Raw genomic sequence first — 18,093 nt, 5'->3', positions numbered from 1 at the left:
TGAAAATCAGGGCTTTTTTAATTGAGTTAACTAAGCTTAAAGCGCGATACCACGCTAGATAATTCAACACTGCTTTGTTTGAGTTTGTCGCTGGCAAGGGTTAAATCCTTTGTATTACCTAATGATTGCTCCGTTGATTGCGAAAGATCGTTAATTCTTAAGTTCACTTCATCTGCGGCCGATGTTTGCTGCTCTGTTGCTCTTGCAATTTGGCCGTTCATATCGGTGATCACCGATACTAACCTGTCTATTTCATCCAGTGATGTATTTGCTGAAGAGGCTTGTTCAACCGTAGAAATAGAAATTTCTTGGCTAGATTTTACCGCCTCAACTGCGGCTTTAGCGCCTTCTTGCAGTTTAGCTATCATGGCTTGAATTTCATCAGTGCTTTTACCCGTTCGACTTGCTAAGGTTCTTACTTCATCGGCTACGACGGCAAAGCCTCTACCATGCTCACCTGCCCGTGCAGCCTCAATGGCTGCATTGAGTGCCAACAGGTTAGTTTGCTCTGCAATACTTCTTATTACATCAAGCACCGAGCCAATATTATTACTCTCTTGAGCAAGATCAGCGGTTACTTTGCTTACGGTTTCTATATTACTCGAGAGGGTTTCAATGGCGATAATCGTTTTAGATACCACATTTTTACCCGTTGATGCATTACTGGCAGTATCATTTGCGGCTTGTTCAGCGGCTTCGGCATTACGGCTAACATCATGAATTTGATGAGTCATTTCCTCCATTGCAGCGGCTACTTGGGTGCTACTGTCGTTTTGAAGCTCAATAAACGACTGGCTGGTTTTGCTAGAATCATCTACAGCATGGGCATGCTCGTTTACATCGTTTGCGCTTTTGGCGACTAGTACTAAAGACTCTCTAATTTTAGAGACAAATAAATTAAATGACCGCGAAAGTTGAGATATTTCATCATTACCATTTTCGTTGAGAGTACGAGTTAAATCCCCCTCACCTTGAGAGATATCTTTCATCATCTGCGCTGCTAAACGAGTCGGCGTTAAAATGCTTCGGCCAATAAAGTAGCTAAATAACACCACCACAATAATCATAATAACAACGTTGATAATGATGATAGTGCGCTGCTGCGAAAAGGCACTGTCTATGGTATCAAGATAAACTCCCGAGCCGATTATCCATTGCCACTGATCAAAACCTTTAACAAACGCAATTTTATCTACGGGGTTGTCATTACCGGGCTTTGGCCATTTATAAGGCACATAACCTTCGCCGGATTGTTTTACAACGCTAACCATCTCAACAAATAACGGGGTGCCATCAGGGTCTTTATTATTAGTTAAATCTTTTCCCTCAAGAGCTGGTTTTATTGGGTGCATTACCATCGCCGGCTGGTAATTATTGATCCAAAAATAGTTAGTGTCATCATAGCGCAATGAGCGGATTGAGGCGATTGCTTGAGACTGTGCTTGTTGGCGAGTAAGAGTTTGGTTTTGTTCAAGGGCTGCATAGTGCTTAATAGTACTATATGCAGTTTCTACCACATTTTTAGTTTTAAGGTATTGCTCGTTTTTGAGCGCTTGGTATTGGTTACTCAAGCTCGAAATACTCAATACAATTAAACCAAATATTACAATCCCTACTAAAATGGCTAGACGTTGAAATATAGTAAAACGACGGAGATTTAGCATAAACATGTTCCTGTATAAGAGCATTACTTCTCTTTAATAAGCATAGTTAAAATATAGGCTAATAGAGCTTTATTTTCATAATATTGAATTTTTATATTTAGTTGTTAGCGGTTAATTTAAATACAATACAAGTTGCGCGCTCAGGCTTAGATTTTTAGTTACTCTATGCTTAAATGGATTTAATTATTGTTTGTTGACGTTTCAATATATCTTATTTGCATAAAAAAAGGCTGATACTTGTATCAGCCTTTAGTCGAATAATTAACCTAACGTTAGTTAATTTGTATTAAAATTACGGTTAAAGAAGTTAGTAATAGTTTGATGTAAATGAGTTTGAACTTGTTTACCGCGAAGACTATGTTTTGAGCCTGGGTAAGTCATCATTTCAAACTGTTGATTGTTATCTTGCAGCTGTTTAAACAATTTTGTTGCATGGGTAAACAAGACGTTGTCATCGGCCATACCATGGTAAATCATTAATGGGCCTTTAAGGCCTTCAGCATATGGGAAAACAGCACTGTCGGTATAACCTTGCGCATTTGTATCAGGGTGACCCAAGTAACGCTCGGTGTAGTGAGTATCGTATAAGGCCCAGTCAGTTACAGGTGCGCCTGAAACACCAGCACTAAAGTAATCGCCTGCTTTAAACATGGTCATTAGCGCCATATAACCACCGTAGCTGTGACCATAAATACCAATGCGTGCAGGGTCTACGTAATCAAGTGTACGTAAAAACTCAACGCCTTTAATCTGATCAGCTACTTCAACAACGCCTAAATTTTCATATATTGCATCTTCAAACTTTTTACCACGATTGTAAGAGCCGCGGTTATCTAGTTGAAAAATAACATAACCTTGTTGCGCCATATATTGAAAGTATAAGTTTTTACTACGCCAGCTATTAGTTACTCGCTGAGCATGAGGGCCGCCATACACGTTAACAATAACCGGGTGCTTTTTACCCTTAGCCATGTTTGTAGGTTTAAATAAACGGTAATGCATAACTTGGCCGTCTTCAGCGGTAATAGTACCGTACTCAGGCTGTGCTAAATCGGTTAAAAAGGGAGTTAGTGGGTGAGAGTCGTCTAGTTTATTCTCTTCAAGCCACGTAATAAACTCACCATTGATTTTGCGCAGCGCTGCTGAATTTGGCTTATTCACCGATGAACTAGTGTCAATGAAGGTTTTGTTATCTTTTGCCAGTACAACATTGTGGTATTGGCCTTTTTCAGTTATACGCTTAATTGCTCCTTTTTTAAATAAAGGTGCACTGTATAAGTGGCTTTCAAGCGCAGTATCTTTACGCGCTGCAAAGTAAACTATACCATTTTTTTCATCTACGCCTTTTAAGCTATCAACAACCCAGTCACCAGCTGTTATTTGACGAATAAGTTGGCCATTATTACCGTACAAATAAAGGTGCTTAAATCCATCTCGCTCCGAGGCCCACACAAAATGTTTTTTATCTTTTAAAAACTCAAGATCAAAATGTAGGTTTATCCAGGTATCACTTTTTTCAGTTAAAGCAACGGTTTGCTGTTTCGTTTTACTGTTGTAAAAGCGTAATTCTAAGTTGTGTTGCGAGCGGTTTTGCCATTGATAAGAAAGCGTATTGCTGTCGTTTAGCCACTTAGCGCGGGCAATATAAATATCTTTATCGTCGCCTAAGTCAATCCAGTCAACTGCTTGATCATTAAGCTTTACTACCCCAAGTTGAATGTCAACATTATTGGTGCCAGTAAATGGATAACGCTGGTTAAATAGCTTTACTTCATCAGCATAAATTTCGTTACGAATCGCTTCTTGAACAGGGCTTTCATCAACGCGAGTAAAGGCGATTTTAGATTCATCATTTGCCCACCAATAACCGGTCATGCGGCTCATTTCTTCTTGCGCCACAAATTCGGCCATACCATTTTTAATAACGCCACCGCCATCTTTACTTAATTGAATTTCTTTACCAGATGCCAGTTCTAATGCGAAGAGGTTTTGCTCACGAACAAATGACACAAAATTACCTTTTGGAGAAAAGCGCGCATCGGTTTCAAATGCTTCAGTGTTAGTCAGCTTTTTACTATTTTTTGTTTTTAAGTCGAAGTAATAAAGGTCGCCATTAAGAGGAAATAATAACGCTTTACCATCTTTTGACCATTTGTATTCAAGAATACCTTTACCAAAAATACGCTGGCGTTCACGGCGTGCTTTTTCTTCATCTGACAGGTTTTCTGGGCCTGAAAATAATTGCGCTGAATCAACGAGCAATCGATTGGTGTTATCTTTTAAATTATATTCCCATAAATCATAGCGGTTGTAGTCATCTGCTTTACCTTGTAAGTAGGTAACACGGCTACCATCGGGAGAAAACTTAAGTTGTACCGGAGATTTGCCAGCTAAGCTTGGATCATCAAATATACGCTCAAGCGTTAACGGCTTTGCTTGAACGCTTAATGCGCCCGCCATCAGGGGGATTGCCAGTGAGAGGTGTTTTAGTTTTTTTAACACAGGATTGCCTTTACTTACATAAAATTATCCCCGATGGTAAAGCACAAGCGTGTGCAACTGCAACTAAATGCTATAAAGTGTGAAGTAAAATAACCTAAGGATTTAACATGCGCGAAACATCATTTACCTTAGCCCCAGAGCTGACAAGAGATTGTATTGAACTGGCCGATTGGCCTCTTTGTAAGGTATTACTACTAAATGACAGCCAATACCCATGGTTTATATTAGTTCCTAGAATAGCGGGTTTAAAAGAGATAATAGATTTAACCGAGCAGCAACAAATTACTTATTTACAGGAGTCGGCTAAGCTCAGTCATTTATTAATTGAGGTGTTTAATCCTGATAAGTTAAATGTGGCCGCGCTTGGTAATATGGTACCGCAATTACATATTCATCATATAGCGCGTTTTAAAACAGATATTGCATGGCCTGCGCCGGTATGGGGCAAGTTTCCAAGTGTCCCTTATACTAATGAGCAGATAGAGCAATTAAAAACACATTTTTAAAATCAGAATGGGTTACTTTGAGGAGATAGTATGAAATTAATAAAACAACTCTGCACTAGTGTATTTATAGCAGCCATTGCTGTTTCAACAGTAATAGCGAGCGAGCAGCCGGTAGCTACAGATGTGGTAAATAACGTTAGCATTAAAAACTTTGCAGCACATAACAACTTGGTTTTTTCAGCAGCGCAACCGACTAAAGAGCAGTTTAAGCAATTATCGCAAGCCAAGGTAAAGCATGTTATTAATTTACGTGCAGCAGATGAGCAAGACTGGGATGAAGGCGCGTTAGTCAACTCTTTAGGAATGAGCTACCACGCAATTGAGATTGCGGGTGCAAAAGACGTAAACACTGATAATGCAAAGCAGTTAGCCAATCTTTTAGAGCAACTTAAAGGTGAGTCGGTGGTTGTTCATTGTGCAAGTAGCAACCGTGTTGGCGCGTTAATGGCTATTTCAGCCCACCAGCAAGGTACAGATATAGAGTCTGCGATTGAAATCGGTAAGCAGTGGGGAATGGCAAGCCTTGAGCCGGTTGTACGCAAAGTGGTGAATGACAAATAAGCATACTGATAAGTAATAAAAAAGCGTTACAATGTAACGCTTTTTATTTAATTAGCTTTTGTTAATCAAGGCCAAGCACATCTTTACCTTGTTTAAAGGTCACATCTACAGGGATGTTCGCTTTGCTTAACTTTTCTAAGTCTTTAGCAAGTTCCGCTTTAATATCGCCATGAGTGGCAATGAGTTGATCTACTTTTTCGTAATCACCGTCACCTTGTAGAGTTAAAATAAGGCGCGATAATTTTGCCATGGCATCACCCATTTTATCCATGTTGATGCTGTATAGCCCATCTTCATTTTTGGAAAAAGCACCTTCTTGAGCAAAAAAGTTAAAGCGGATCATGTTTGCTTTACCATGTGCACTTGAGGCACCGAAACGTACTGAGCGGAAAATACCCGCCATAAAGGTGGTGTAGTAATCTTCTAAAGTCCCTTCAGTGATCTCACCTTTTTTAAGTAACTGTTCAACCATATATAAACCAAGAATATCGGCTTTACCTTCTTCTAAAGCACTAGCGTGTTCTTGAAGTGATTGGCGAACGGTACCTTTACCCGTTAAGGTGTTTTTAATCCCTAAACCGTGAGCCACTTCATGGAACATGGTATTGGCAAAAAATGCATCAAAGGTAATGTGTTTGCGTTGCTCTGGCACAATTAACTGCTCTGAGATAGGCACTAAAATTTTATCAAACTTCGCACGCATTGCGTTTTTAAGCTGTAAACGACGAGTGCCTTTTTCTAATTGCACCTGCTCATCATTGGGCAAGTTAATTGCAATGGTTTTACTGCCAGCATTTGAGTGCCCAGCATAATAAACAACATCATAGGCATTTAAGTCAGCATCTGATCCTGGTACTTCTTGCTTGTATTTGCTATCGACAGGTAAGCCTTTTTGCAGCTCAGGTAAAAAGGCAGCAAATTTAGCCAGGCGTTCGCTCCATTTTAAATCTTTAATTAGTACATACGATTCATAGGCAGCACGGTAACCAAATAATTGGTCTTCGTAGTTTTCAATTGGGCCAATAACCACATCAATTGGGTTATTTTTCATATCCATCCAAGCAAAGTCAGAGGCTTGGAAGTCATCGCTTTGTATTGCGTCAGCCCGTAAGTTTAGGTAGTTGGCGAATTCTTTGTCGTCGGCTAGCTTGCTGGCTTCTCTAAGTAACTCAGCAGCTTGAGCAAGCTCTGAGGCATATTCTTCTGAATAAGGAGTGCTGTATAAGTTGCCTAGTTCATCACGTTTAATCAGTGAGTAAAGCCCTGTTTTATCTTTTACATCAGCGTTATTAAGCTCTTCTTTGGTGATGTCGGCTGGGTAAAAGCCTGCACCAAGCGGCTTTTCTTTATAGCCTGATAAGAATACTTCATCGCCGTTTAAGCGATCCCATGGGCCATAGTTAATATCAGCAAACTGACGTACTTTTTCATCATCTAGTTGTGCTAAAAAGTCTTGCTTATCTTTACCAAATGCTTGCTTCCAGAATAAATCATCCATAATTTTTGAAGCATCAATAAGTTTAGCTACCATAGCTTTTTGATTGTCAGACAAGTGTGATAAGTCACTTTGTAAACTAAAGTCTGTATATATGTCTAAGCGTTGACGGTCAATATTAACAAGCGCTGGCCCAGAAGGCGTTTGAGAAGCCGTTGGCGCTGAGCTCTGCGGCGTATTACTTGAAGACGGTGCTTGCTCAGAGCAGGCACTAAGAAAAACGATGCCAGAGAGCAGTATTGCTTGGCTAATTTTATTTAAGATCATTATATTGCCTTTAAAAAGTCTATTTTATAACTTGTATACTGTAAGTTAAGGTACTGAAGCGTGTTAATGTGCCTTAGCATGTTTGCATTAAAGCAAAACCCCCTAGCAAATAGCAAGTATTAGGCGTTAGTGCGCATAAATCAGTGAGGCACTAGTAAATAATCAATAATTATCTACAATTTTTTCTACTTTGGGTATATGTTTAGTACTGCTAAGCTTTGAAATAATTAATAATATAAGACTTGCTGTAAAGTGTAGGTCATTAAGCAAAGGGATATTTTATGTCTACAGAAAATGCCTTACTCACAATTTTGGTTGACAGAATTAACAACGACACACTGGTGTTACCTACGTTACCAGAGGTAGCGATTAAGGTTCGTCAAGCCGCTGACAATCCAGATGTAAATTTGATGCAAATGTCAGATGCAATAGCACATGACCCAGCACTGTCTGCGCGAATGATTAAAGTAGCAAATAGTGCTATTATGGGTCGTGCTGTAAAGGTGTCTAACTTACATCAAGCAGTGACACGTATTGGCTTAAGGCAAATAAAAAATATAGCTACAGCCATGGCAATGGAGCAGTTGTTTGTATCTAATAATGAGCTAATAAAGGGATACATGGGCAAGGCGTGGCAAAAAACGCTGCATGTGGCCTCGCATTCTATTTCATTGATGGAGTTTTACTTAAAAAGAAATACCCACACTTCGCTTAACCGTGATGCCATTACACTAGCTTCATTGGTTTATAATATTGGGGTATTACCGATTTTAACTGAAGCTGAGCGACATCCAGAAGTGTTTGCCAATCCGAGTTTTTTAGCGCATGCAATTCAACGTTTAAGCGGTAAAATTGGTGGCTCAATAATGAAAGCATGGGAATTCCCTGATGTGTTTGTAGAGGTTGCACAGCACTGGGCTGATGTTAACTATCGCTCTACTGAAGTGAGTTATATCGACTTTATTCGCATTGGTGCAATCCTTGAGGGAACCCTACAAGTATCAGATAAATCTGCGGCGCTACAAACCTATATTGATAAAGGCATTTTTCCTTCATTAGAAATGTTAGAGAGTGAGGAATACTTGCATATGGTTGAAGACGTAAAAGAAATGTTTAGCTAAATTTTTGAACAATAAAAAGCACGATTAGTGTCGTGCTTTTTATTTGTTTAATAAAGCTTTTACGCTAAATCGTCTGCATCACCTAAGCCTTGAGTAAGCTCTTCAAGAAGCTGTTTTATTTCCTCAGATGCAAGAATAAAGTCAGCGTCTAGTTTAACCGCCATATCTTCTTTAGGAATATCGGCATTTTCTTCTTTAAGTGTTTCGCTATAGCTTAAACGTTTAATTGAACCATCGTTTTGTAGCATAAACTTAACGCGCTCTTGCCAATCCAAGGCAAGCTTAGTCACGCGTTTACCACTTTCAAGGTGTGATTTTACTTCGTCACACGCTAAGTCATGGCCTTTAAGCTTAACTTGGGCTCCACTGTCATCCGCTTCTTCAAGCTCAGCATCTGAGCCAATCGCAAAGCCCTCAGGTGTACTAAAGTTAGTAAGCCAGTCAGTTAAAAATACATCTAAATCATAGTTAGCAAACGCAGGAACAACCGGTAATGTGCCTAACGATTTACGTAGTAACGCCAGAAGCTCTTCAGCTTTATTAAAGCTTGCGCTATTAACTACAACCCAACCATTTTCCTGGTCTATGAACGCAAACTGTAAGCTCGACTTTTTAAATGCTTGTGGCAGTAGCGTGTGCAAGATGTTTTCTTTTAATTCATCTTTTTCTTTTTTCTTTACTGGTCGATTTTCTTCAGCTTCAATCTGATCAACCTTCTCTGCAACAAGCTCATTTATTACAGATGCCGGTAACACTTTCTCTTCACGCTTGGCGCAGACTAAAATGCTTTTTTGTGAAAAGTGAGACAAAGTTTCACCATGTTTACCAAATGCTTTTGTCCAGCCAAATGTTGCCAACTCTTGGCCAGTACATGGACGAAATAGATCTTGTTCTAACGCCTTGTCAAAGTCTTCTTGAGTGTACGAAACGTCTTGTTTAAAGCGATAGCATATAAGGTTACTAAACCACATAGGGAAATGATCCATTTAAAAAATTTGTGCAATCATAGCAATAAAAGCCGCTTCTAGAAACGGCTAATCGAGTTTAAAAAGTGGCAGGGGGGATGACATATTTTTAGGGAACGAAATTCGGTAATGTAACCCTTGGTTAGGTTCGCTACTGACTTCAATTTTGCCATTGAGTGTTTGTTTTACAAGGTTAAAAATAATGTGAGCACCTAAGCCGCTGCCACCTTCATCACGCTTTGTGGTGAAGAATGGGTCAAATAAACGCTTAAGTTGAGCTGGTTTTAAACCGATACCATTATCTTGATAATTAATAACTAAGTCGTTTTCATCGGTATTTACATCTATGGTGATTTGACCACTATTTATATTTTCAAAGCCATGAACTAATGAATTCATAATTAAGTTAGTAAATATTTGGCTGATCACCCCAGCAGGTAAATTAATAATTAAATCATCCGGGCAGTGCAGGCGAATACTGTGGGATGTTTTTTTAATTTGCGGATGTAAAGAACGTATAACTTCATTGATGTAATCTTTAAAGTTAATGGTTCTTAGCGCCTCACTGGCTTGATCAACAGCAATTTGTTTAAAGCTGGTGATTAAGTCTGAGGCACGCTCTAAATTGTGAGAGAGTAGCTGAGCGCTTTGTGCTGCATCATTAATAAAGCCTTCCAGTGCCGAGGAAGATAGCGATTTATTTTTAAATGCAGTTTCTATTTCAGTTAAGCGCTCTTGCAAAAATGAGGTCGCGGTTACGCCAATACCAATAGGGGTATTAATTTCATGAGTGATACCAGCAACTAAACCACCTAATACCGCCATTTTTTCTGAGCCAACAAGTTGCTCTTGCGCAAAGCTTAGTTCATCGAGTGAGTTTTGTAGTTGGGTTTGTTTACTTAGCAGCTCTTGCTCTGTTTGCTTTCGTAGGTCAACTTCTTCTGTTAATACTGCTTTTTGGCGTTCGAGTTCATATTTTTGTTGCTGCAGATCGATCATAGCTTGGCTTAGGTTTGATGTTTTTCGCGCAACATCTTGTTCAAGCTGTAAGTTTTGTTGATCTAGTTTTTGATTACTTTCGATTAGGTCATGCTGGGTTTGTTTTAACTCTTTTTTATACTCAACAACTTTAGAGATCAAATTGTTAAAAGAGCGTTCCATTACTTTCAGTTCGTTATTTTCATCAGTGACAATTTTAACGTGCTGGCCATCGAGCTCTTCTAATTCAAGATATTCAATTTGCTCAGTGAGTTGTGTGAGCGGCTCAGTTAATAGCTTTCTAAATGCGATTAAAAACAAGATGATTAAAAAGGTGGTTTTAATCATGGCGTTGCCAATTAAAAAGTAAATAGAGAGCATGATGCGACTAAAGATCACGTCGCGGCTAGAAAATAAAGTCACATCGCCTACCTGAGTGGCACGGCCTGAAAATTCAAAAATAAGCGGAAATGTATAGCCAAACAAGCCGGCTTTAGTATCCTCTACCATGACGTCTTCTTGGACAAGTTGCTGGCTGTAAAGGTTATGAATGTTTAGTGCACGGCCTAATTGAGAAATAATAGCGCCGTTATCATCACGGATAATAACTCCTTCAACCATAGGTATATCAAGTAATCCTTCTGCGGTTGTTGTAGTTTGCTTTATATTTAGCTCCCAAATTGCTCGGGTTAAACTTCTACCAAATGTTTTTTGCAGTGTGCCGAGCTCATCGCGTATGTAATCTTTGGTATTAACATACTCTGCGAAGATTTGTCCGCAGGTCACCACAAAAGTCAGTATAAAATAAACTGATAAAACTCGTGTGAGTAACTTTGTTGAGAGACTTTTTTGCGGCATGAGGGACTTGTATTTCCTTTAGTTATTCAGCTGTTAATGTACGCTTATAAACATTAGTTAATAAATCATTAAAAATAAACATATATTTTATTATATTGTTATTTTAGGCTCTTAAATAAGGATTCCCTCATGAACTTAACAATAAAGCGTAGTGTGTTAGCCAGCTTGTTTGTAAATTAGGTAGAGTTATTTTGCTAATTTGTATTGTGCATTCATGCATTTTATTGATAACGTTAGTAAAAGATACAGTAAATAACCTGCTCGCTAGTTATGTTGGTTATACTCTTTACTTTTTGCTGACTGAGCAAGCAAATTGATTTTAGCGTGGGTTTAGGTGTTTTATATGAGTTTAATTAAATAGTCATTATGGTGCGTTTTTCTATTTTAGTCTGTGATGACTCAACCGTTGCTCGTAAACAAGTGGTCCGCTGTTTAAATGAGTGCATAGATGCCGATATTCAACAGGCAAAAAATGGTAAGGAAGCCTTGGAGCAGTTGCATCATGGGCAGTTTGATCTTCTATGCCTCGATTTAACCATGCCTGAAGTGGATGGTATTGAAGTACTTGAGCAAGTTAAAGCAAATAAAATAGAAACTTATGTATTGGTAATTTCTGCTGACATTCAACAAAAAATGCGAGAGCGGGTAGCGCAACTTGGTGCAATTGATTTCATTCATAAACCGATTAATAAAATACAACTTAACGACGTTTTGCATAAGTTTGGCATTTATTAATAAAATTCATGATGAAAAAGACTGTTTTATCTTCTAATTTAGGGTTGACAGAATAGCCTTTGTTAAGGCAGTCTTAAGCTTATGAAAACATTTAGTCTTGTAACGACCATTATTATTACAACCACCATTCTTACTGGATAGTGGCATAGGTCGGTGCAACAAATTTAAAGGCCTGTGTTCACTTAGAACACAGGCCTTTTTTCGTTTTATGGAATGAGGAAACATAAAAAATGCGCGTTTTAAAATTTGGTGGCTCATCGCTCGCTGACTTTGCCTGCTTAGAGCAAGTAGCTGCTCTAGCTAAGGCACAATTAAAAGATGAAATGTTACTGGTGCTTTCAGCGCCTGGCGGTATGACAGATTCGCTTGTTGCGTTGGCTAGTGCTGCAGAGCAGGGGCAGGATTTCAACCCGTTGTGGGATGCACTTGTTACCCGCTGCAATGCTTTAAAAGCGGCTGTAGAGGAAAGACAAGGAACAGTTCAAAACTGGCCGGACTTTAACGAATTGAAAAATAAGCTTGATGGGGTTGCACTAATTAAGTGTTGCCCAGATAAAATCAGGGCTTTTATTATTAGCTTTGGTGAACGTGTTAGCGTATCGCTAATGCAAAGCCTACTAGCCGATCATAACGCGCATTATTTACAAGCAACAGACTGTATTGTTTCAACGGGTGGACACATAGACGCTGAAGCCGATTTAGTCGCCAGTAAAGCCCGTTTTCAAGCGGTACTAAAAGAGTCGCCAGCAACGGTTTACATTATGCCTGGCTTTACTGCAAGTAATGATAAAGGTGAGCTCACAACACTTGGTCGAAATGGCTCTGATTATTCAGCGGCGATTGCTGCAGCGTGTTTAGAGGCGCAAGTGTGCCAAATATGGACTGACGTTGATGGTGTATACAGCGCCGATCCGCGTTATATCAAAAAAGCCACTAAGGTTGATTTCCTATCTTACAAAGAGGCGATGGAGCTTTCTTATTTTGGCGCTAAAGTGTTGCACCCTAAAACTATCCTACCGTGTGCAAAAGCTGGAGTGCCATGCGAAATTAAAAACACTCATAACCCAGATGCGCAAGGCTCACTAATTAGTAACGATACGGTATCTGATGAACCAGTAAAAGCACTCTCAAGCCTACAAAACTTAGCTATGTTGACCGTTTCGGGCCCTGGTATGAAGGGCAAAGTGGGCATGGCATCGAAAGTATTTAATGCATTAGCGCATGATAACGTGTCAATCGTCCTGATCACTCAATCATCATGTGAATTTAGCATCAGTTTTTGTGTTCATGAAAGTGATTTAAATCTAGCGTTGAATGCGTTGCAAGTAGCCTTTGACTTAGAGTCAAAAGCAGGCTTAATTGAGCCGGTAAATGTGCAACGTAATTTAGCAATTGTAACGCTAGTGGGCGATAACATGCGCGCACATAAAGGCTTAGCTGCTAAGTTTTTTGCATCGCTTGCTCAAGCACAAGTAAACATTGTTGCCATAGCGCAAGATTCAACTGAAAGCGCTATTTCTGCGGTTATTGATGGTGAGTTGTGTAATGACGCGGTTAAAATCTGTCATGAAAACTTTTTCACTCATGTGCCTTCAATCGATGTGTTTTTATTGGGATGTGGCTTAGTCGGTCAAGAGCTAATAAACCAGCTTGAACGTCAACAAGCATGGCTTGAAAAGCGTAATATTAAATTAAACCTATACGGTGTGGCTAATTCTCGTCAATTACACCTTGATGGTGAAGGCATTGCTTTTGATGATTGGCAACAAAAACTAACGCAATCAGAGCAAGCATTTGATTTAAAATTAGTAGAACAGTTTGTTAAGCAAAATCACTTGGTTAACCCTGTGCTAGTTGATTGTACTTCATCAGATGCCTTGGCTTCGCAATACGTCGATTTTTTAAATGCGGGTTTCCACGTTGTGGCCGCTAACAAAAAAGCGACGACTAGTTCATATACTTATTACCAAGACTTAATTGCAGCAACGCATAAAAATAACCGTAAATTTTTATACGAAACTAACGTAGGTGCGGGTTTGCCTGTAATTGATAACTTGCAATCACTCTTTGGTGCTGGCGATGAATTACTTGAATTTAGTGGTATTTTATCTGGCTCACTTTCGTACATGTTTGGTGCCCTTGAAGATGGTTTATCACTCTCTGAAGCAACAATTAAAGCGAAAGAAAGTGGCTTTACTGAACCCGATCCTCGCGATGACTTATCGGGAACAGACGTAGCACGTAAACTACTTATCATTGCCCGCGAAGCAGGTATGAAATTGGAGCTTAGCGACATAGAAGTGGAGTCTGTACTACCACAAGGCTTCGCCCAAGGTGACAATGTTGATGAGTTTATGGCAAAGCTACCAAGTCTGGATGCTGACTTTAACGACCGTATTCAAAGTGCAGCGAGTGAAGGTAAAGTACTTCGCTATGTAGGCACAATTAAAAATGGACACTGTAAAGTAGGTATTGAAGCGGTAGATTCATCACACGCATTAAGTGTAATTCGTGATGGTGAAAATGCGCTGGCTATTTTAAGCCAATACTATCAGCCACGTCCGTTTGTTATCCGTGGTTATGGCGCAGGCTCTGCAGTAACTGCTGCGGGTGTATTTGCCGATATTCTTAAAACACTATCACGCTAGGGGGCGGTTATGATTGAAGTTTATGCGCCAGCCTCCATTGGTAATTTTACGGTTGGTTTTGACTCCCTCGGTGCGGCGTTAGCCCCGATTGATGGCAGCTTGCTGGGGGATGTGGTTACTATATGTGAAGCGCCTCGTGATGAGTTTATTTGTAGTGGCGAATACGCCCATAAACTCCCAAGCGATGCGAATGAAAACTTAGCGTATCAATGTTTAGTGCATTTTCGTACACATGTAGCACCGAATATGCCAGCCGTAAAATTAGAGTTGAAGAAAAACCTGCCTATAGGGTCTGGGTTAGGCTCAAGTGCTTGCTCTGTTGTTGCGGCATTTGCAGCGCTGGATAAGTTTGCTCAAACTAATTTAAGCCAAGTTGAGTTAATAGAGCTAATGGCCGATTTTGAAGGCTTGGTAAGCGGTGGACGTCATTATGACAATATCACTCCTTGTTACCTTGGTGGCTTACAATTAACGGGCGACTTAATTCCAAATAAATCAATAGCGTTACCTGTTGATGAAAACTGGTATTACGTTGCCGCATTTCCTGGCTTTTCGCTCAATACCGCAAAGGCACGCTCTGTTTTACCAAAAGAGCTAAGTATGCATGTGGGGGTAGAGTTTGCGCAGCGATTATCGGCTTTTAGCAGTTTATTGCTGACTTCACGTTTTGATGAGGCGCTTTGTATTATGCAAGACAATATTGCTGAACCACATCGTGCGCCGTTAATAAATGGTTTTGACCAAGCCAAACTTAGTTTGCCAGAACTCGGTGGCGAAGTGGTGAGTATTTCAGGCGCAGGGCCGACTTTGTTTAGTGTATGTAAAACGCTTGAAGCGGCAGAGCAATGCGCGCAGTGGCTAGAGGAAAATTACATCAACGAGCAAGGTTTTTGCCATATTTGTAAATTAGATAACGACGGCACGCGTCAATTAACAGCATAAAGGAGCAGTAGTCATGCAATTACATAACTTAAAAGAAAATTCACAAAAGGTGTCGTTTGTTGAAGCCGTTAAAACTGGATTGGGGCGTAATCAAGGGGTGTTTTTCCCAGAGTCGTTAGCGCCGCTTAGCGATATTGATGCGTTACTCGATATGGACTTTGTAACTCGTAGCGGCAAAATCCTCTCTCATCTGATTGGTGATGAGTTACCAAGCGATACGGTTGCCCAAATGGTAAAAAATGCATTTAACTTCCCCGTTAAGCTGGTGGAAGTTGCAGAAAACACCTACTGCTTAGAGCTTTTCCATGGACCGACATTGGCGTTTAAAGATTTTGGTGGCCGCTTTATGGCGGAGTGTTTAGCGCAGTTTAACCACGGCGAAAAAGTGACAATATTGACAGCAACGTCGGGTGATACCGGTGCCGCTGTCGCGCATGCTTTTTATAATAAGCCAAATATTGATGTGGTTATTTTATACCCTAAGGGCAAAATTTCACTCGCTCAGCAAAAGCTATTTACTACACTCGGTGACAATATTCATTGTTACGCGATAGAAGGCAGTTTTGATGATTGCCAAGAGTTGGTTAAAAAATCATTTTTAGATGAAGAGTTAAAAGTAAAACTTGGTTTAAATTCAGCAAATTCAATCAATATTAGCCGCTTAGTTGCGCAAGTTTGTTATTACTTTGAGGCAATAGCACAGCTGCCAAAAGAAAAGCGTGCTACAGCGCATATTTCAGTACCCAGTGGTAATTTTGGTAATGTGTGTGCGGCTATGATTGGCGCTGTTATTGGTATGCCAGTAGGTAAACTCAGTGCGACTACAAACCAAAATGATACTGTGCCACGTTATATGCTTGATAAGCAGTGGACGCCCAGCGCCACTATTGAGTCATTGTCTAATGCTATGGATGTCAGTAAACCTAATAACTGGCCGCGGGTACAAACTATGCTAGATAATAACTGGTTTAGTTATGACAATTTTTATTCTGTTAGTGTGGATGAGCAAAGCACAAAATCAGTGATGAAAAAAATTCAACAGCTTGGCTATATTGCAGAGCCTCATACCGCGATTGCCTACCAAGGGCTTGTTGAAAATAAAGCAACAGATGCTGCAGGTATCTTTTTAGCGACTGCACACCCAGCTAAATTTAAAGAAAGCGTTGAAGAGGTACTAAATACCGAAATAGCCATGCCAAAACCGCTAGCAGATGCGCTTGCAAAACCATGTTTAGCCATTGATATGCACAATGATTACGACGATTTACGCAGCGAACTATTTGCTAAGCTTGGTTAAAATCACACGTTTAGAAAAAGCGGCTTAGGCCGCTTTTTTGTTTGTTTATGTGTCGCTTTAGGCATAACGCATAAGCTAAATAAATGTAATAAATCAAATTCATTTAAAATTGTTATTAGTTTATAAAAAAATATCATCATCAAAATGCTGTGAAATAGTTTCAATCCCTGTTTAAATATCCTCAACTTAAGAGCGTAGGCAAAGAGTCGTTTTAAGCGTACAATAAAGCCTGTAAAAAATACCCATACACGTTGCCCAGGAGACCCCAATGTTAGAACGTAGCATGAATATTTCGGACTTTGATCCAGAGTTATTTGACGCGATGAGCAAAGAAACATCACGTCAAGAAGAGCACATTGAGTTAATTGCATCTGAAAACTACTGTAGCCCACGCGTACTAGAAGCGCAGGGTTCTCAACTTACTAACAAATATGCTGAAGGCTACCCGGGCAAACGTTACTACGGTGGCTGTGAGCACGTTGATGTGGTTGAGCAGTTAGCGATTGACCGCGCAAATGAATTATTTGGTACAGATTACGCAAACGTGCAACCACATGCGGGTTCACAAGCGAATGCCGCTGTTTTCCAAGCACTATTAAGCCCACTTGATACTGTTTTAGGTATGAGCCTAGCGCACGGTGGTCACTTAACACACGGCTCACACGTAAACTTCTCAGGTAAAACATACAACGCAATTCAGTATGGCCTTAACGAAGAAACTGGCGAAATTGATTACGCACAAGTTGAAGCGTTAGCACTTGAGCACAAACCAAAAATGATCATTGCTGGTTTTTCTGCATACTCAGGTATTGTTGATTGGGCTAAATTCCGTGAAATTGCAGACAAAGTAGACGCATACTTATTTGTTGATATGGCGCACGTTGCAGGTTTAATTGCTGCGGGTGTTTACCCAAGCCCTGTGCCATTTGCTCACGTTGTAACAACCACAACACACAAAACATTAGCCGGCCCTCGCGGTGGTTTAATCATTTCTGCGTGTGGCGATGAAGATATTTATAAAAAGCTAAACAGCGCTGTTTTCCCAGGTGGCCAAGGTGGTCCTTTATGTCATGTTATTGCTGCTAAAGCGGTGGCATTTAAAGAAGCACTTCAACCTGAATTTAAAACATACCAAGCTCAAGTTGTTAAAAATGCTCAAGCAATGGTTGCAGTATTACAAGAGCGCGGCTACAAAGTAGTATCAGGTAAAACTGACAACCACTTATTCTTACTTGATTTAATCGATAAAGATATCACAGGTAAAGATGCAGATGCTGCCCTAGGTAATGCGAATATCACGGTTAACAAAAACTCAGTACCGAACGATCCTCGTTCACCATTTGTTACTTCTGGTTTGCGTATTGGTTCACCAGCAATCACTCGTCGTGGCTTTAAAGAAGCTGAGTCAAAAGAGTTAGCTGGCTGGATCTGTGACGTACTAGACAACATAGAAGATGAGTCAGTACAAGCGCAAGTAAAAGAAAAAGTGAAAGCAATTTGTGCAAAATTACCTGTTTACGCTTAATCCAAGAGTAAAATAGTAATTTAGATCAC

The 18,093-nt window shown here is 40.0% G+C and carries 13 protein-coding genes; 8 read left to right on the top strand and 5 right to left on the bottom strand.

The annotated features are described in order from the left end of the window. Positions 1-26: 26 nt before the first annotated feature. Both MTF66_RS32045 and MTF66_RS32040 read right to left on the bottom strand, forming a co-directional pair. Positions 27-1,664, bottom strand: coding sequence for a methyl-accepting chemotaxis protein (locus tag MTF66_RS32045; protein WP_138571315.1), 1,638 nt, complete (start codon positions 1,662-1,664; stop codon positions 27-29). Positions 1,665-1,940: 276 nt separating this feature from the next. Further along, complete coding sequence (locus MTF66_RS32040; RefSeq protein WP_138622635.1) at positions 1,941-4,166, bottom strand: S9 family peptidase; 2,226 nt, start codon at positions 4,164-4,166, stop codon at positions 1,941-1,943. Between the two features lie 107 nt (positions 4,167-4,273). Between MTF66_RS32040 and MTF66_RS32035 the strand changes: the two genes are divergently transcribed. Both MTF66_RS32035 and MTF66_RS32030 read left to right on the top strand, forming a co-directional pair. Continuing rightward, positions 4,274-4,672 carry an HIT domain-containing protein gene (locus MTF66_RS32035; RefSeq protein WP_010390912.1) on the top strand — a complete coding sequence of 133 codons (399 nt, stop codon included), beginning with the start codon at positions 4,274-4,276 and terminating at the stop codon, positions 4,670-4,672. Between the two features lie 30 nt (positions 4,673-4,702). Then, positions 4,703-5,233 carry a hypothetical protein gene (locus MTF66_RS32030; protein WP_010390914.1) on the top strand — a complete coding sequence of 177 codons (531 nt, stop codon included), beginning with the start codon at positions 4,703-4,705 and terminating at the stop codon, positions 5,231-5,233. Between the two features lie 61 nt (positions 5,234-5,294). Here MTF66_RS32030 and MTF66_RS32025 read toward each other — a convergent pair whose 3' ends face one another. Beyond that, the gene (locus MTF66_RS32025; RefSeq protein WP_010390917.1) at positions 5,295-6,995 is read right to left on the bottom strand and encodes a hypothetical protein; all 1,701 of its coding nucleotides are present in this window, start codon (positions 6,993-6,995) and stop codon (positions 5,295-5,297) included. A 281-nt stretch (positions 6,996-7,276) separates the two neighbouring features. On the opposite strand from MTF66_RS32025, the gene MTF66_RS32020 reads away from it, so the two are divergent. Beyond that, complete coding sequence (locus tag MTF66_RS32020; RefSeq protein WP_010390918.1) at positions 7,277-8,116, top strand: HDOD domain-containing protein; 840 nt, start codon at positions 7,277-7,279, stop codon at positions 8,114-8,116. Between the two features lie 59 nt (positions 8,117-8,175). Here the strand turns inward: MTF66_RS32020 and rdgC are convergent, their stop codons facing one another. Together rdgC and MTF66_RS32010 are read right to left on the bottom strand one after the other, a co-directional pair. Continuing rightward, positions 8,176-9,087, bottom strand: a complete 912-nt coding sequence (gene rdgC / locus MTF66_RS32015) for a recombination-associated protein RdgC (protein ID WP_010390919.1) — start codon at positions 9,085-9,087, stop codon at positions 8,176-8,178. 63 nt (positions 9,088-9,150) lie between these two features. Next, positions 9,151-10,917, bottom strand: coding sequence for a sensor histidine kinase (locus tag MTF66_RS32010; RefSeq protein ID WP_054202211.1), 1,767 nt, complete (start codon positions 10,915-10,917; stop codon positions 9,151-9,153). A 366-nt stretch (positions 10,918-11,283) separates the two neighbouring features. On the opposite strand from MTF66_RS32010, the gene MTF66_RS32005 reads away from it, so the two are divergent. The 5 genes from MTF66_RS32005 (at position 11,284) to glyA (ending at position 18,064) form a co-directional block, all read left to right on the top strand. Next, entirely contained in the window at positions 11,284-11,652 is a 369-nt protein-coding gene (locus MTF66_RS32005) for a response regulator (protein WP_010390921.1), read from the top strand. A gap of 230 nt (positions 11,653-11,882) precedes the next feature. Further along, complete coding sequence (gene thrA, locus MTF66_RS32000; protein ID WP_248474126.1) at positions 11,883-14,300, top strand: bifunctional aspartate kinase/homoserine dehydrogenase I; 2,418 nt, start codon at positions 11,883-11,885, stop codon at positions 14,298-14,300. Positions 14,301-14,309: 9 nt separating this feature from the next. Further along, complete coding sequence (gene thrB, locus MTF66_RS31995; protein ID WP_248529667.1) at positions 14,310-15,242, top strand: homoserine kinase; 933 nt, start codon at positions 14,310-14,312, stop codon at positions 15,240-15,242. A gap of 13 nt (positions 15,243-15,255) precedes the next feature. Then, entirely contained in the window at positions 15,256-16,539 is a 1,284-nt protein-coding gene (thrC, locus tag MTF66_RS31990) for a threonine synthase (protein ID WP_248529665.1), read from the top strand. A 268-nt stretch (positions 16,540-16,807) separates the two neighbouring features. Then, on the top strand, positions 16,808-18,064 hold the full coding sequence (gene glyA, locus MTF66_RS31985; RefSeq protein WP_248529663.1) for a serine hydroxymethyltransferase: 1,257 nt from the start codon (positions 16,808-16,810) through the stop codon (positions 18,062-18,064). The last annotated feature ends 29 nt before the right edge of the window (positions 18,065-18,093 follow it).

It is taken from the genome of Pseudoalteromonas sp. 2CM39R (genome assembly GCF_023161845.1).
The sequence above is the reverse complement of the archived record's forward strand: the minus strand, read 5'-3'. Positions and strand labels throughout refer to the sequence as shown.

Excerpts from the sequence above, each read along its gene's own strand:
- MTF66_RS32045 (WP_138571315.1), bottom strand. The coding sequence starts at position 1,664 with ATGCTAAATCTCCGTCGTTTTACTATATTTCAACGTCTAGCCATTTTA.
- MTF66_RS32035 (WP_010390912.1), top strand. The coding sequence starts at position 4,274 with ATGCGCGAAACATCATTTACCTTAGCCCCAGAGCTGACAAGAGATTGT.
- MTF66_RS32030 (WP_010390914.1), top strand. The coding sequence starts at position 4,703 with ATGAAATTAATAAAACAACTCTGCACTAGTGTATTTATAGCAGCCATT.
- MTF66_RS32025 (WP_010390917.1), bottom strand. The coding sequence starts at position 6,995 with ATGATCTTAAATAAAATTAGCCAAGCAATACTGCTCTCTGGCATCGTT.
- MTF66_RS32020 (WP_010390918.1), top strand. The coding sequence starts at position 7,277 with ATGTCTACAGAAAATGCCTTACTCACAATTTTGGTTGACAGAATTAAC.
- rdgC (WP_010390919.1), bottom strand. The coding sequence starts at position 9,087 with ATGTGGTTTAGTAACCTTATATGCTATCGCTTTAAACAAGACGTTTCG.
- MTF66_RS32010 (WP_054202211.1), bottom strand. The coding sequence starts at position 10,917 with ATGCCGCAAAAAAGTCTCTCAACAAAGTTACTCACACGAGTTTTATCA.
- MTF66_RS32005 (WP_010390921.1), top strand. The coding sequence starts at position 11,284 with ATGGTGCGTTTTTCTATTTTAGTCTGTGATGACTCAACCGTTGCTCGT.
- thrA (WP_248474126.1), top strand. The coding sequence starts at position 11,883 with ATGCGCGTTTTAAAATTTGGTGGCTCATCGCTCGCTGACTTTGCCTGC.
- thrB (WP_248529667.1), top strand. The coding sequence starts at position 14,310 with ATGATTGAAGTTTATGCGCCAGCCTCCATTGGTAATTTTACGGTTGGT.
- thrC (WP_248529665.1), top strand. The coding sequence starts at position 15,256 with ATGCAATTACATAACTTAAAAGAAAATTCACAAAAGGTGTCGTTTGTT.
- glyA (WP_248529663.1), top strand. The coding sequence starts at position 16,808 with ATGTTAGAACGTAGCATGAATATTTCGGACTTTGATCCAGAGTTATTT.